The 14,106-nt window shown below is 72.7% G+C and carries 10 protein-coding genes and 1 pseudogene; 3 read left to right on the top strand and 8 right to left on the bottom strand.

Going from position 1 to position 14,106, the window contains the following annotated elements; all coding sequences use genetic code 11:
- Positions 1 to 198 precede the first annotated feature (198 nt).
- The 4 genes from AAHZ94_RS14770 to AAHZ94_RS14785 all read right to left on the bottom strand — a co-directional run bounded on the left by AAHZ94_RS14770 (position 199) and on the right by AAHZ94_RS14785 (position 4,875).
- Entirely contained in the window at positions 199 to 1,905 is a 1,707-nt protein-coding gene (locus AAHZ94_RS14770; RefSeq protein ID WP_349993333.1) for a hydrogenase expression protein HypF, read from the bottom strand.
- Entirely contained in the window at positions 1,895 to 2,542 is a 648-nt protein-coding gene (locus AAHZ94_RS14775) for a DUF6114 domain-containing protein (RefSeq protein ID WP_349993342.1), read from the bottom strand. Before AAHZ94_RS14775 ends, AAHZ94_RS14770 begins: the two co-directional genes overlap by 11 nt.
- A 128-nt stretch (positions 2,543 to 2,670) precedes the next feature.
- Positions 2,671 to 3,291, bottom strand: a complete 621-nt coding sequence (locus AAHZ94_RS14780) for a DUF6230 family protein (protein WP_349993334.1) — start codon at positions 3,289 to 3,291, stop codon at positions 2,671 to 2,673.
- Between the two features lie 618 nt (positions 3,292 to 3,909).
- Positions 3,910 to 4,875, bottom strand: a complete 966-nt coding sequence (locus AAHZ94_RS14785; RefSeq protein WP_349993335.1) for a tetratricopeptide repeat protein — start codon at positions 4,873 to 4,875, stop codon at positions 3,910 to 3,912.
- Positions 4,876 to 5,257: 382 nt separating this feature from the next.
- Here AAHZ94_RS14785 and AAHZ94_RS14790 point away from each other — a divergent pair.
- The 3 genes and pseudogenes from AAHZ94_RS14790 to AAHZ94_RS14800 all read left to right on the top strand — a co-directional run.
- Positions 5,258 to 5,890 (top strand): annotated as a pseudogene (locus AAHZ94_RS14790) (TetR/AcrR family transcriptional regulator); the annotation flags it as partial.
- Positions 5,891 to 6,307: 417 nt separating this feature from the next.
- The gene (locus AAHZ94_RS14795; RefSeq protein WP_349993336.1) at positions 6,308 to 7,597 is read left to right on the top strand and encodes an alpha/beta hydrolase; all 1,290 of its coding nucleotides are present in this window, start codon (positions 6,308 to 6,310) and stop codon (positions 7,595 to 7,597) included.
- Positions 7,598 to 7,833: 236 nt separating this feature from the next.
- Positions 7,834 to 9,144 (top strand): alpha/beta hydrolase, encoded by a 1,311-nt coding sequence (locus tag AAHZ94_RS14800; RefSeq protein WP_349993337.1) that lies wholly within the window; start codon positions 7,834 to 7,836, stop codon positions 9,142 to 9,144.
- Between the two features lie 296 nt (positions 9,145 to 9,440).
- On the opposite strand, the gene icmA is transcribed toward AAHZ94_RS14800, so the two are convergent.
- The 4 genes from icmA to AAHZ94_RS14820 all read right to left on the bottom strand — a co-directional run.
- Positions 9,441 to 11,141 carry a coenzyme B12-dependent isobutyryl-CoA mutase large subunit gene (icmA, locus tag AAHZ94_RS14805; protein WP_349993338.1) on the bottom strand — a complete coding sequence of 567 codons (1,701 nt, stop codon included), beginning with the start codon at positions 11,139 to 11,141 and terminating at the stop codon, positions 9,441 to 9,443.
- 592 nt (positions 11,142 to 11,733) lie between these two features.
- A complete protein-coding gene (locus AAHZ94_RS14810) occupies positions 11,734 to 12,063 on the bottom strand; it encodes a DUF3817 domain-containing protein (protein WP_349993339.1) in 330 nt (109 codons plus the stop codon).
- Between the two features lie 108 nt (positions 12,064 to 12,171).
- Positions 12,172 to 12,732 carry a MarR family winged helix-turn-helix transcriptional regulator gene (locus AAHZ94_RS14815; RefSeq protein WP_349993340.1) on the bottom strand — a complete coding sequence of 187 codons (561 nt, stop codon included), beginning with the start codon at positions 12,730 to 12,732 and terminating at the stop codon, positions 12,172 to 12,174.
- Between the two features lie 181 nt (positions 12,733 to 12,913).
- Positions 12,914 to 14,106 (bottom strand): alpha/beta hydrolase family protein (locus AAHZ94_RS14820; protein ID WP_349993341.1); only part of this gene is annotated, 1,193 nt, incomplete at its 5' end.

Raw genomic sequence — 14,106 nt, forward strand, 5'->3', positions numbered from 1 at the left:
GGCGCCCGGGGGGGCGCCCCCCGCCCGGGGGGGCCCCGCGGGGGGGGGGGGGGCGGCGGGCGGGGGGGGGCCGGCCCGGGGGGGGGGGGGGGCGCCCCACGGTCTGGTGCGGCTCCCGGCGTGGTCGGTGTGCGCCCCGTGGCCGGGACGCGGTGGCCGGGACGCGCGTAGCGCTCCGGTGCCGCCGGGTGTCGCCCGTTATTTGCCGGTCTGGTACAGGTGCATGCCGGGCAGCGTCAGCGTGCCGCCGAACTGGCCCGCCTGGGTGACCCGCACCTTGGTGAAGAAGAGTTCGGGGAAGGTCAGCGGCGGCGGGGCGTCGGGGCTGAAGGTGACCGGGATGATGCCCAGCAGATTGCCCTTCAGCTCCTCCGTGTACATGGTCACGGTGCCGTTCCGGATGGTCGAGTTGCTGCCCGGGCGGGCGTCCACGTGGGTGGTCGCGCTGCCGGGGCCGACCACGGTCTGCTTCAGGTCGCGGATGTCGATCGAGCTCGCGGTGAACTTCAGGACCGCCTTCTCCCGGCCGCTGAACGTCTTCACCTTCACGATGCCGTCGTACTTGAGGCCGTGCAGCGCCAGCAGACTGCTCTCCAAGATCCACGGGTCCTCGGGCAGCAACGGGGCGTCCGCCTCCAGCGGGGCGTTGCGCAGCGCCGCCTCGTCTCGGACGGGGCACGGGTAGCGCTGCGGGTCGTCCGGGGAGGGCACGGTCGGCCCGGCGCTCGGCTCGGGGCCGTCCTTGCCGTCCACGCCGTCCTTCTCGTCCCCGCTGTCCTTGTCGCCGTCCTTGTCGCCCGTCTCGCCGTCCTTCGATCCGGCCTCGTCCGCGGTCCCTTCGGCCCCCTCAGACCCGTGGGTTCCCGCGGTCGCGCCGGGCTTCGCGGACCCCTCGTCCTGCGCACGGCGCTCGGCCCGTTCCCGCTCCGCCTTGGCGTCGGCCTCCCGTTGCGCCTTCTCGAACTGCTCCTTCTTCTCCTGGACCGTGCTGGCCTGGCCCTTGGCGGCGCCGTCGGCGGTGGTGCCCGACCCGCCCTCACCGCTGCCTGACGGTTCGTCATGATCCGTCGCGGGCCGCTGCGTTGCCGGACCGTCGGCACCGCCTTCGGTCGTGTCCGGCCGCGGCGTGGTGCTCGGCTTCGGGGTCGTACTCGGCTTCGGGGCGGCCGGCGTCTCGTGCTTGCCGCCGCCGAGCAGGTCCTTCAGCGCGTCGCCCAACCCCAGCGGGTCCAGCGGATGGCGCGAGGGGCTCGGCGTGGCAGCGCGCTCCCGATCGGCTTCCGAGGCCGGCGACTTCGCGGCCGGCGGCTTCGGGGCCTGGGTGGTGCCGGACGACGGCTCGTGCGCCGCGGGCTTCTGCGCCGCGCCCGCATCGGAGCCGGCCGGGGTCCGCGCGCTGCCGCCCGGCGTCTCCCCGGCGTCGCCGGTCGGCCCGCCCGTCGGTGAACTCCCGGGCGTACGGCCCGTGTTGCGCTCGTCCTGCTGGTCGCCCTGGTCCGTGCGGTCGCCATCCGGTGCTTCGGTACGCCCCTGCGTCCCCTCGCCCCGGCCGTCCGAACCCTTCGCGTCCTGCGAGTCCTTGCCGTCCTTGCCGTCCTGCTCGGCCTTGCCGCCCTTGCCGTCCTTGCTGCCCTTGCCTTCGTCGGCGCCGTCCTGGTGCTCGTCCGGCTGGGTCACGCAGGGCCCGGGCTTGAAGCGGTCCTTGGCCTGGGTGTCGGCCTGGGCGAGTTGCGGGGTCAGCCCCATGCCCATGAGGACCGCCGTGGGCATGGCCGCCAAGGCGATGGCCTTGCCCGCGGGCATCTGCAACCGGGTCAGCATCGACTTCTTCGGGGCGGCGTGCCGCGGCCCCGCCTTGGTCCGGCGGCGTGGCTCGCCCCCCGGTGCCCCCTCTTCACCCCGCACGATGCCTCCCATTCCTGGATTCCTGGTCCGGCGTGGCCCCGGCGTCCGGCCCGGTCTCGGCCTCCGCCGGCTGCGGCGCACCCTCCTCGCCCGCGATCGACTCGGGCCCCGCGATCTGCGCTTCCTTCCCCAACTGCACGGCCGGCGCGGGCTGGACGCCGGGGTCGGGGTCGGGGTGCAGTTCCGGGTGTAGATCCTGGTGCGCGTCCTGGTCCGCGCCCTTGTCCGACTCGGCGGCGAGCACCTCGCCCGGCGCCCAGGAGACGCCCAGCGCGCCGCCGAACAGCGCGAGCAGGAAGCCCATCAGGAAGCCCCCGAAGTTGGAGACCACCAACGACACCAGCCCGAGCAGGATCGCGGCGACCCCCGCGAAGACCCGGGTGGCGGACTGGAACCACATGGTCAGGCCCAGCACCACCAACAACACGCCGATGATCAGCGAACCGGACCCGGCGGTGGTGGACATCCGGATGGTCAACTGGCCCATGGTGAGGTTGGCGTACGGGAAGTACGCGATGGGGAGCCCGCCGAGCAGGGTCAGCAGCCCCGCCCAGAACGGACGCTGCCAGCGCCACGCGCGAAACGTCGCCCGTAGCTGGCCCACCCGGTCACGCGCCCCCGGCGACTCGGCGCCCATCGAAACCCCCGGCGACTCGGCACTCATCGAAAACAGCTCCCTGGGGCTGGCGATCGCATCGTCGATCGCAAGTGTTCACAGCGTGAGCACGGGGGTGAGGGGCGATGCCCCCCACCCGCCTCAGTGCCTCAGTAGCACTCGTGCTTGCCCTTTTGCACGTTCATCGACAGGCCCGAGAGCTTGAAGGTGCCCGCGCTGGTCGCCCAGGCGGTCTGCTTGACATCCTTCAACTGCGCCCTGTCGGCTTCCTGGGCGAACGAACCGGGGTCCGCAGCGTCGCCCTTCTTGATGCCAGGGCCGTACTTCGTATCTCCGGCCGCCACACCGATGTTGATGTCGGTGAACGTCGCATCGGCGTTCAACTGGTCAAGATCGATGTAGAGGTTCTTGGCCTTCACCGGGTTGCCCGCCTTCGTACCGGCCGACAGCTTCAGCGACACGTCGCCGAAGAGTGGGACCGGAATGACGACGGACTGGCAGAGGTTCTTGATCGTGGCGCTATCGAAGGCCGACACGGCGACGGGGACCTTCTTGCCCCCGCGCTGTGTGTCGATCGCGCCGTACTGGACGAACCCCCTACCGTCGAGCTCTCCGGCGGTGACCTTGAACTGCTGACCGGAGACGCTGAACGAAGCGGCCAGCGCCCCCTGCGAGAGGGCCACGCCAATGGCGGCCGTCGCAGCGACGCTCGGCACCATGACGACGGCGAACCGCTTCCATCTAGTCCCGCCACGAGCCAGGGACTCCATGACTTTCCTCCTTCTCGGACGTACATCTCCGGAGCCAGGCCGCCCGCTGTGACCGGAGCGGTCTGGTCTGAGATGGGAGAAGTGCTACGTCCTCGGGAAGGAGAGCGCCCGCGCCGGGCAGGGTGCACCCGGATCACCGGCGATCACCCCCGAGCGACAACCACTGCCGCGCTGGGCGCGCGACCTTGCCGGACAGGCCCTGCCGCAGTGGGCAGAGACCCCCCTGTCCAGAAGCCGGCCCACCTGCCGCCGACCCGCTCGGTGGGGACCCACGACCCCCCAGCCCCGACTGGCTGCCGTGCTGTGGGAATGGACCGAGCTTGGCCGATCGTGGTCCATCCACGGCGTCGACACAAGGGGTTCATTACTTGCGAGTAACGCGTGGATAACCGAACCGGCGCTGGCCGATATCGGCCGCACACCGAGGGTCGCCGGAGACTGGTCGGAAAGTAACGGATATGCCGCAGGAAAGAGGGACATACATCCGCGGTCCACTTACTACGAGTAACAGCGGTCGCGTTTACCAAGTTTTGGTAAAGCGCGACCGCTGCTTCGTTTGGATCGAGGTGTGTCCAAGGTGTGAATATGCGGGGCCGGATCGGGGGTCGACCGCGAGGGCTAGAACAGCACGCGGGCCAGGGCGCTGCGGGCGGCGACGACGCGGAGGTCGTCGGCGCCGATCACCTCGAAGAGTTCGAGGAGCCGCACCCGGGCCGCCTCCCGATCATCCCCGAAGGTCCGCTTCACGAGGTCCACCAGCCGCCCGAAGGCGTCGTCCACGTGACCGCCGACCAGATCGAGATCGGCCGCCGCGAGCTGCGCCGGCACGTCGGTGGGCCCGTCGGCCGCGTCCTTGCGCACCTGCTGCGCGTCCAGCCCCTGCACCCGGCCGAGCAACTGGGTCTGCGCGAGGCCGAGCTTGGCCTCCGCGTTGCCCGGGTCGTCGGTGAGCACGTTCTGGTACGCCTGCTCGGCGCCGGCCAGATCGCCCGCGTCCAGCGCCTGGTGCGCGGCGGAGAGCGCCGCGTCGTACGGGCCGGGGGGCTGCTCGGTCTCCTCGGCGCCCTCGGCAATGGCGTCCGGGTCCACCGTGAGGCCGACGATGCCGAACTGCTGCTCGGCGGCCTGGATGAGCTGGTCGAAGACCTGCCTGACCTGCTCCTCGGGGGCCGCGCCCTGGAACAGCGGCACCGGCTGGCCGGCGACCACCGCGAAGACGGCCGGAATGCCCTGCACCCCGAACTGCTGGAACAATGCCTGGTTCGACTCGACGTCGATCTTGGCGAGCACGATCCGGCCCGCGTACTCCCGGGTGAGCCGCTCCAGGATCGGACTGAGCTGCTTGCACGGCTCACACCACTCGGCCCAGAAGTCGATGACGACGGGGACCTCGGTGGAGCGCTGGAGGACCTCCTGCTGGAAGTCGGCCTCGCCGACGTCGAGCACCAGTCGCACGGAGCCGGGGGCCGCGCCCCCCTGGGCCGCCTGCTGGGCCCGTGCCTGCTCCGCCTTCTGCTTGGCTTCCCCGGCCGCCTTGACCGCGGCGAGGTCGACTACTCCCATGGGCAAATTCCGTGGCTGCATGAGTACATCCTCTCCTTTCCGCGCGGCGATCGGAAAACGCTTCGTGCGATGTGTGCACCGGGCCCCTCGAAGACGCGCCGCCGGTGTGCGGAGCGCGGGCGGGGCCCGGCGTGACCCCGAAGGGCCGGGTGCCGGCGCCGGGTCCCCACCCGGCGCCGAGAAGTCTGCCGGCCGCGTCCCTGGACCTCGCCCCGACCGGAATCCACCCTGGTCAGAGCTGGTCAGCCGACGTGGCCGCGGAGCGTGGCTGCCACTCTTTCGATACGGGTCGTAGCGTAACTGCCGGTCCCGGGCGGCCCACAAGATGCTGGGAGGATACGGTTCGTGATCTCGCTCACGACGCTCCACCTTCTTTTGGTTACCCGGGGGTAAGGTCGCCCGCATGCCGTGTCCCACGCACCGCCGCAGCACCGGCCGGACCGGTCGGCCCCGCAGCACGGAGGCAGACCGGGCGATCCTGGACGCCACCCGTGCCGCGCTGGTCGAACTGGGCTGGGGAAAGCTGACGCTGAGCGACGTCGCCGCCCGGGCCGGGGTCGCCAAGACCACCCTGTACCGCCGGTGGGCGGGGAAGAACGAACTGGTCGTGGACGCGGTGGCGGATCTCTTCGACGAGCACCTGGAACTGCCCGACCGGGGCAGTCTGTACGCCGACGTGGAGGGCGTAGTGCTCCAGTTCGCCGCGCTGCTTGAGCGGCCGGAGACGCAGACCGCGCTGATGGCGGTGGTCGCCGAGGCCACCAGGGACGAGGCGCTGCGGGACCGCATCAGGTACGCCATCGTCGAACGGCAGAAGCGGCTGGTGCTGCTCGGCCGGGAGCGCGCCCAGGCCCGCGGCGAACTCCCGCACGACGAGGACGCCTCGGTCGCCGCCCGCCAGGCCGACCTGATCTTCGACCTGATCGCGGGCACGGTGGTGCACCGCGCCCTGGTCAGCGCGGAACCGGTGGACGCGGAGTGGGCCGCGACCTTCAGCACGCTGGTGGTCACGGGGGTGCGGGCGAGCCTGGGGGCCGGGCCGGTGGGAGATGCGGTGGCGGGGGATGTGGTGGCGGAGGATGTGGTGGCCGCGGCTGGGGCTGGGGGCGAGACCAACGCTGGGCCCGAGGTCGGTGCCGGGGTCAGGGCCAGGGCCGGGACCAGCGCCGGAGCCTCTGCCGCTGCCGCTGCCGGGGCCGACGGCCGCCGGCCGGTGCGGGCCCGTCCCGCGGACGACGGCTGACGGTGCGCCACGCCGGGCCGACGGGCGGGGACGGGTAAGCCCCTCAGAGCCCCGCATCCCCAACCTCCCCCGGGGAAAGAAGAGCCCCGCGGGACCCGAGTCCCCCCGCCGGGGTGGGGATTTCCCCAGGGTGGGGGTGCTCGTGAGGCACCCGCGCGGCGGGCTGGTAACCGGCTGCCGCGCCGCACGGCGCCGGGCGAGGATGGGCACATGAGCCGACACCACACCTCAACTGCCGGCGCTGCGGCGCCGATCCGCGCCCGCCGCCGCACCACCGTGACCGCCGCCGCCGTGCTGCTCGCGGTCTGCGCGACGCCCGCGCTCGCCGCCCCCGACCCGGCGCCGCAGCGCGCCGCGGACACGCCCGCCGCGACCGGCACCGCCGCGGACCACGCCGGCCGCGGCACCCTGCACGCGATCACCCCGCTCCCCCGGCTCTCCCGGGACGAGGTCAGCCGGACGCTGAAGGACGCCGGCGTGGATGTCTCCGCGGTACGCCACGGCGTCGCCTCGTACCGGCTGGACTACGCCACCCGCACCCCCACCGGCCGTCCCACCACCGCGTCCGCGCTGCTGGTCCTGCCGGAGGGCGGCGGACACCGGCTGACCACCGTGGCCGAGATGCACGGCACCACCGTCTACCGCGAGGACGCGCCGTCCACCGGGGACAACGCCACCGACCTCGGGGCGCTGCTGTACGGCTCGGGCGGGCGGGCCGTCGTCGCCCCCGACTACCTGGGGCTCGGCACCGGCCCCGGCACCCACCCGTACATGGACACCGCGTCCTCGGTGACCGCGTCGATCGACGCGCTGCGCGCCGCCCGCACCGCCACCGCCAGGCTCGGCCGCACGCTCACCGGCGACGTGCACGTGACGGGCTTCTCGCAGGGCGGGCAGGTCGCCATGGCGGTCGGCAAGGAGCTGGCCCGCGGCGCCGACCGGCACTTCCGGCTGCGCTCGCTCACGCCGGTCAGCGGCCCGTACGACATCGGCGGCCAGGAGTTGCCGGCCATCTTCGACGGCCGCGTCGACCAGGTGTCGGCGGTCTTCTACCTCTCCTACTTCCTCACCGCCCAGAACAAGCTGCACCACCTGTACGGGGACCCGCGCGAGGTCTTCCGGCAGCCGTACGCGGACCGGGTGGAGGAGCTGCTGAACAACGACCACACCGAGAAGGAGGTGGCCCGCGGGCTGGCGCCCACCGTGCAGGAGTTGCTGACCGACGAGTGGATCGAGCGGCTCAAGCACCCGACCGGCAAGCTGGCCGAGGTGGTCGCGCGCAACGACACCACCTGCGACTGGCGCCCGCGCGTCCCGGTGCGGCTGCACACCGCCGCCGGCGACCGCGACGTGCCCATCGGCAACACCACCTCCTGCGTCGCGGCCCTCGCCGAGCACGGCGCCCGCGCCGAGGTGATCGACCACGGGCAGGTCCCGCACTTCGGCGCGTACCGGGCCGCGATCGCCGACAACGCGCGGTGGTTGGCCCGGCGCGGCTAAACCCCCGTCCGGAGCCGGCGCCGCACCGCGCGCCCGCACTCCCCCGCACACCACCACCCCCACGGGCGCACACCCCACAGCCACCCGCCCCACAACCGCAGACCGCACCCGCAGCCGCTCCGGGTCAACCCCCGGCGGGTGCGGTCTGCACCCGGATTCCCCTACGGGAAATCCCACCCCCAAGAGGGGGATGCACCCGATGGTGGTCAGGGTCTGCGTGCTCAACGATCAAAGGCATGACGATCAAGGGCATGACCTCATGTGAGAGCCGGTTCACCGCCCGTACCAGCGTCGGGCTGACCGCCCTGGCCACCGCGCTGCTGACCGCCGTGTGCGCCGCCCCGGCCCTGGCCGCGCCGCCCACGCAGTCCGCCCCGAGCACCCCGAACGCCCCCGCGGGCCCGCACTCGTCCGCCGCCGACACCGCCCGCCCCACCGACCGGGCCCGCGGCACGCTGCTCTCGGTGACCCCGCTCCAGCAGGTGTCCCGGGAGAAGGTCGCCGAGGTCGTCCGGGCCAACGGCACCGACGCCCGTTCGGTGCGGTACGGCATCGCCGCGTACCGCCTGACCTACGCGACCGTCTCCCCCACCGGCCAGCCCACCACCGCATCCGCCCTGTTCGTGCTGCCCGACGGCGGCGCCAAGCACCTGGCCACGGTGGCCGAGCACCACGGCACCACCGGCTACCGCGGCGGCGCGCCCTCCACCGGCGGCGACTACTCCACCCTGGGCGCCTGGCTGTACGCGTCCAGCGGGCGGGCCGCCGTCGCCCCCGACTACCTGGGCCTTGGCACCGGCCCCGGCACCCATCCGTACGTGGACACCGCATCCTCGGTGACCGCGTCGATCGACGCGCTGCGCGCCGCCCGCACCGCCGCCACCCAGCAGGGCCGCACCCTCACCCGCGAGGTGCACGTGACGGGCTTCTCGCAGGGCGGGCAGGTCGCCATGGCGGTCGGCAAGGAGCTGGCCCGCGGCGCCGACCGGCACTTCCGGCTGCGCTCGCTGGCGCCGGTGGCCGGCCCGTACGACATCGCGGGCCAGGAGCTTCCGGCCCTCTTCGACGGCCGGATCGAGGACGGCTCGGCCGTCTACTACCTCTCGTACTTCCTCACCGCCCAGAACCGGCTGCACCACCTGTACGGGGACCCGCGCGAGGTCTACCGGGAGCCGTACGCCGGCACCATCGAGGCGCTCTTCGACAACGACCACACCGAGGAGGAGATCGCGCGGGGGCTCGCGCCGAACATCAAGGCGCTGCTGACCGACGAGTGGGCCGCGCGGCTCAAGCACCCCACCGGCAAGCTGGCCGAGGTGATCGCGCGCAACGACGGGGCGTGCGAGTGGCAGCCGCGGGTGCCGGTGCGGCTGCACACCTCCACCGGCGACCGCGACGTGCCGATCGGCAACGCCACCTCGTGCGCCGGGATGCTGGCCGAGCGCGGCGTGCGGGCGAAGGTGATCGACCACGGCGACCTGGACCACGGGGACACCTATTTGCAGGCGATCGGCCAGAACGCCAACTGGTACGCGCGCCTGGGGTGAGCCGGCGCGGTGCCGGATCGCCTCCACCGGGCCCGCTCCGCACACCCGAAGGCGGTCCGTGCGCCCCTGGTGGGGTGCGCGGACCGCCGTGCGTCGTGGTTCCCACGGTGCGATGTGGTTCGTACGGTGCGTCGCGGTTCCTACGGTGCGTCGCGGTCGTGCGATACGTCGCGGGTCGTGCGATGGGGTGCGGTGCGGGCGCCGGCCGCGGTGCCGGCCCGAGGGCGAGCTCTGGCCCGAGCCCGAGCCCGAACCCCGGGCCCAAGCACTAGCCCAAGCGCCGGCCCCGCCGCAGGTCAGAAGCCGATCGGCTCCGTCCAGCCGCCCCACTCCTCGCGCAGCACGCCGCAGATCTCACCGAGGGTGGCCTCGGCGCGGACCGCGGTGAGCATGGGCTCGATCATGTTGGAGCCGTCGCGCGCGGCGGCGAGCATCGCGTCCAGCGCGGTGCGCACCACGGCGTCGTCGCGCCCGCTCTTGCGGTCCGCGAGCGAGCGCACCTGCTCCCGCTCGACCTCGTGGCTGACCCGCAGGATCTCCAGGTCGCCGGTGACCGAGCCGTGGTGGACGTTGACGCCGACGACGCGCTTGTCGCCCTTCTCCAGGGACTGCTGGTACTGGAAGGCGGACTCGGCGATCTCGCCGGTGAACCAGCCGTCCTCGATGCCGCGCAGGATGCCGGAGGTGATCGGGCCGATCGGGTGCTGCCCGTCGGGCACCGCCCGCACACCCCGCTCCTTGATCTGCTCGAAGATCTTCTCGGCGTCGGCCTCGATCCGGTCGGTCAGCGCCTCCACGTACCAGGAGCCGCCGAGCGGGTCGGCCACGTTGGCGACGCCGGTCTCCTCCATCAGCACCTGCTGGGTGCGCAGCGCGATCTCCGCGGCCTGCTCGCTGGGCAGTGCGAGGGTCTCGTCCAGCGCGTTGGTGTGCAGCGAGTTGGTGCCACCGAGCACCGCGGACAGCGCCTCGACCGCGGTGCGCACCACGTTGTTGTACGGCTGCTGCGCGGTCAGCGAGACGCCGGCGGTCTGGGTGTGGAAGCGCAGCCACTGGGCCTTGTCGGACGTCGCCCCGTACACGTCGCGCATCCAGCGGGCCCAGATCCGGCGGGCCGCGCGGAACTTGGCGATCTCCTCGAAGAAGTCCAGGTGGGCGTCGAAGAAGAAGGACAGGCCCGGGGCGAAGGTGTTCACGTCGAGGCCGCGGGAGAGGCCCAGTTCGACGTAGCCGAAGCCGTCGGCGAGCGTGTACGCGAGCTCCTGCGCGGCCGTCGCCCCGGCCTCGCGGATGTGGTAGCCGGAGACGGAGAGCGGCTTGTAGGCGGGGATGCGCTCGGCGCAGTGCTCCATCAGGTCGCCGATCAGGCGCAGGTGCGGCTGCGGCGGGAACAGCCACTCCTTCTGCGCGATGTACTCCTTGAAGATGTCCGTCTGGAGCGTGCCGTTGAGGACGCCGGGGTCGACGCCCTGCCGCTCGGCCGCGACCAGGTACATGCAGAACACCGGCACCGCGGGTCCGCTGATCGTCATCGAGGTGGTGACGTCGCCGAGCGGGATGTCCTTGAACAGGACCTCCATGTCGGCGGCCGAGTCGATGGCCACGCCGCAGTGCCCGACCTCGCCGAGCGAGCGCTCGTCGTCGGAGTCGCGGCCCATCAGGGTCGGCATGTCGAAGGCGACCGAGAGGCCGCCGCCGCCCGCCGCGAGGATCATCTTGTAGCGCTCGTTGGTCTGCTCGGCGTTGCCGAAGCCCGCGAACTGGCGGATCGTCCAGGTCCGACCGCGGTAGCCGGTCGGGTGCAGGCCGCGGGTGAAGGGGTACTCACCGGGCCAACCGATGCGTTCGAAACCGGCGACGGTGTCACCGGGGGCGGGGCCGTACACCGGCTCGACGGGGTCTCCGGAGAGCGTGGTGAAGTCGGCGTCACGCTTGCGTGCCGCGTCGAACCGGGCCTGCCAGCGACGGCGGCCGTCCTCAATGCCTTCGGCGTCCATGCCAGCAAATTTACTTGGACGTCCTAGTAATTGTCGATGGCTGGCCGCGTCACATGGCCCACACCCCGCCCCGGCGCCGCCCCGTGACGGGCCGCCGCGGCGCCCGTACCGCGAGGTCCCGGCCCGTCCCGACCCCGGACAACACGGAGGGGCGCGCCGCGGCACGCCCCTCCACCAAGCTCTGCACTGATCGCGCCCACCGCCGTGACCTGCGCGAACGCCACCGTCCGGGGCGTCGCCCGACGATACCGACGGCCGGCCGGGGCGAAGCGGGCCCCGCCGTCCGTCGGATCGCCCACACCGCGCGCCGCCCCCACCGCGCGCCGTGGCCCACCCGGCGGACGGCGAGGGTGGCACATCACACGTCACACATGAGGCGTTGCGCGTCCCCGGCCGTACGTCCCCCGCTGTGCGTCACGCGTCACGTGTCGTACCTGCGCGTCGTACATACGTGCCGTACAGACGTGCCGCACGGCAGACGGGGCGGGGCAGCGGGGAGACGGGGCGGCGCCAAGCACACACGGGCCCGGGCTCGAAGCCGGGGTGGGTGCGGGCCCCGGGCGCGGAGCCCAGGCGCGGTCCGGGTCGTCGCTCAGGCGTTGGCGGGCTCGGTCTCCGCGGTGATCAGCGGCTCGACCTCCTGGACGACCTTGCGCTCCACGAAGAATGCGGCCGTCGGGATGGTGCCGGAGACCAGCACCCAGAGCAGCTTGCCAAACGGCCACCTGGCCTTCTGGCCCAGGTCGAAGGCGAAGATCAGGTAGATGATGAACAGCACGCCGTGGATCTGCGAGATGACCAGGGTCGCGTCGGCGCCCTTGTCGAAGCCGTACTTGAAGATCATGGAGGTGCAGAGCACCAACAGCATCACGGCGGTGATGTAGGCCATCACCCGGTAGCGGGTCAACACGCTTCGCTTCATGGATACGAGCGTAACGGCCCGTTCCGTACGGATCTTGGCCGACCCTGCGCCCCGTTCGCGGCGCCCCGCTCGCCGCTGGCTGCTCGCCGCCGCGCCACGAGGCGTCCCCTACGAGGCGTCCGCGACGGGCGGCCCGGCGGGCGTGCCATCGGCCACGGCAGCCGCGCCGTCGAAGTCGCCGGCCGCCACCCGCAGCGGGCGCAGCAGGTCGAAGACCTCCTCGCACTGCTCGGCGCCGTAGGTGCCGAGTCCGAAGCCGATGTCCATCAGGTCCTTCGTCGCGGCCTCCACCACCTCCCGCCCCTGGTCCGTGATGGAGGCGAGGGTGCCCCGCCCGTCGTTGGGGTTGGGCCGCTTGGCCACCAGGCCCGACTTCACGAGCCGGTCCACCGTATTGGTGACCGAGGTCGGGTGGACCATCAGCCGTTCGCCGATCTTCGACATGGGCAGTTCACCGGATTTGCTGAAGGTGAGCAGCACCAGCGCCTCGTACCGGGCGAAGGTCAGCCCGTACGGCTTGACGGTCGCGTCCAACTGCCCGAGCAGGATCTGCTGGGCGCGCATGATCGAGGTGATGGCGGCCATCGCCGGCGCGGGTCCCCAGCGCTGCTGCCAGAGTTCGTCGGCCCGGGCGATGGGATCGAAGGGGAGACTGAGCGGTTTGGCCACGGCACCGACCCTATCCGCCAGTCATATGCTGGTCAGCCCCGTCTCAGAGTTCGACCGCATTTCCCGCCCGCCCCGGCACCGGGGCCGGACGCGGCCTCTCGTACGCGCCGCGCGGGTCACCCCGTACGCGCGTCCGGCGCCGCCCGCCAGTGGTCGGCGGGGGCACCGGACGCGGCGCGGGTCAGCCCTTCTTCTCGAAGACGACCTCCGGGTTGGCCGGGCTCGCGGCGTCCAGCAGCGGCTGCGGTACGCCGCGCAGGTGCTGGTCGAAGAAGGCGCCCACGTAGCCGCGGGTGATCTGCTGCGAACGGGTGCCGGAGAGCGGGATCGCCGGGTCCTGGTGGCCCAGTTGCTCGGCCAGCACCGGCCAGTCGGTGAAGCTGAGGTGGCCCGCGGTGCGCACGGACAGCCAGCGCTTCCAGCCGTCGAGCCGCTGCCAGGCGTCCTGCCAGGAGGTGTCGTCCAGGTCCGGCGGCATCAGCGCCATGTCGCTGCTGATCATCAGGAACGGCCGGCCGCCCAGACCGCCGTCCGGCACCGGCGTGAAGAAGGTGCCGTCCAGGTTGACGCCGGCCCGCACCCGCGGGTCGGCGGCGATGGTCGCCGCGGTGCCCGCGCCACCGATGGAGTGGCCTGCCATGCCGATGCGGGAGGAGTCGATCAGCTTGGCGTGCCGCCAGGTGGCCCGCGGCCCGGTCAACTCGTCGAGCAGGAAGGACACGTCCTTCGCCCGGCCGTCAGAGACCCGGCGCAACTCCTCGGTCGGCAGCACCTGCTCACAGGAGACGCAGTCCAGCAGCCGCCCGCCGGGGAAGCTGGAGCCGCCTGACTCGTACGCATGGTCCACGCTGGCCACCACGTAGCCGCGGCTCGCCAACTCCTCGGCCAGCACGGTGAGTGAGGAGCGCTGCATGGTGTATCCGGGCGAGAGCACCACCAGCGGGTACGGGCCGCCGGCGCGCAGCGGGCGGGCGTCCTCGCGGGCGTGGGTACGGGTGCCGCTGAGCTCCCGGGGCGTCAGCAACTTGCCGACCTCGCCCTGGGCGTCGAGCACGGCCTTGGACTCGGCCTCGGTCTGGTAGCCGGCCCGGTGGCCGGTGCCGGGGACCGCCGGGTAGTAGAGGGAGACCATCAACTCGCGGTCGGCGGTGGGCACCCACGGGTCCTTGCGGTCCTCGTCCACCAGGTGCAGCACGTCACGGCCGACGGCGTGCGCGCCGGTCGGCCGCGGCAGGCGCAGCGTGACGCCCTTGGCGTCCCCCGCCCCGCCGGCGACGTGCGCCCCGGGGGCGGGGTCGGTCCGGCCGGTCGTCGCCGCGGGGCCCCGCGGGTGGGGCCCCCCCGACGACCGGGTGTTCCTGCTGTCCACCACGC

The organism is Streptomyces sp. HSW2009 (assembly GCF_040240285.1).
In the GTDB taxonomy this organism is placed as follows: Bacteria; Actinomycetota; Actinomycetes; order Streptomycetales; family Streptomycetaceae; genus Streptomyces.

Coding starts and splice junctions, on each gene's coding strand:
- AAHZ94_RS14775 (WP_349993342.1), bottom strand. CDS start 2,542: ATGGGCGCCGAGTCGCCGGGGGCGCGTGACCGGGTGGGCCAGCTACGG.
- AAHZ94_RS14780 (WP_349993334.1), bottom strand. CDS start 3,291: ATGGAGTCCCTGGCTCGTGGCGGGACTAGATGGAAGCGGTTCGCCGTC.
- AAHZ94_RS14785 (WP_349993335.1), bottom strand. CDS start 4,875: ATGCAGCCACGGAATTTGCCCATGGGAGTAGTCGACCTCGCCGCGGTC.
- AAHZ94_RS14795 (WP_349993336.1), top strand. CDS start 6,308: ATGAGCCGACACCACACCTCAACTGCCGGCGCTGCGGCGCCGATCCGC.
- AAHZ94_RS14800 (WP_349993337.1), top strand. CDS start 7,834: ATGACGATCAAGGGCATGACCTCATGTGAGAGCCGGTTCACCGCCCGT.
- icmA (WP_349993338.1), bottom strand. CDS start 11,141: ATGGACGCCGAAGGCATTGAGGACGGCCGCCGTCGCTGGCAGGCCCGG.
- AAHZ94_RS14810 (WP_349993339.1), bottom strand. CDS start 12,063: ATGAAGCGAAGCGTGTTGACCCGCTACCGGGTGATGGCCTACATCACC.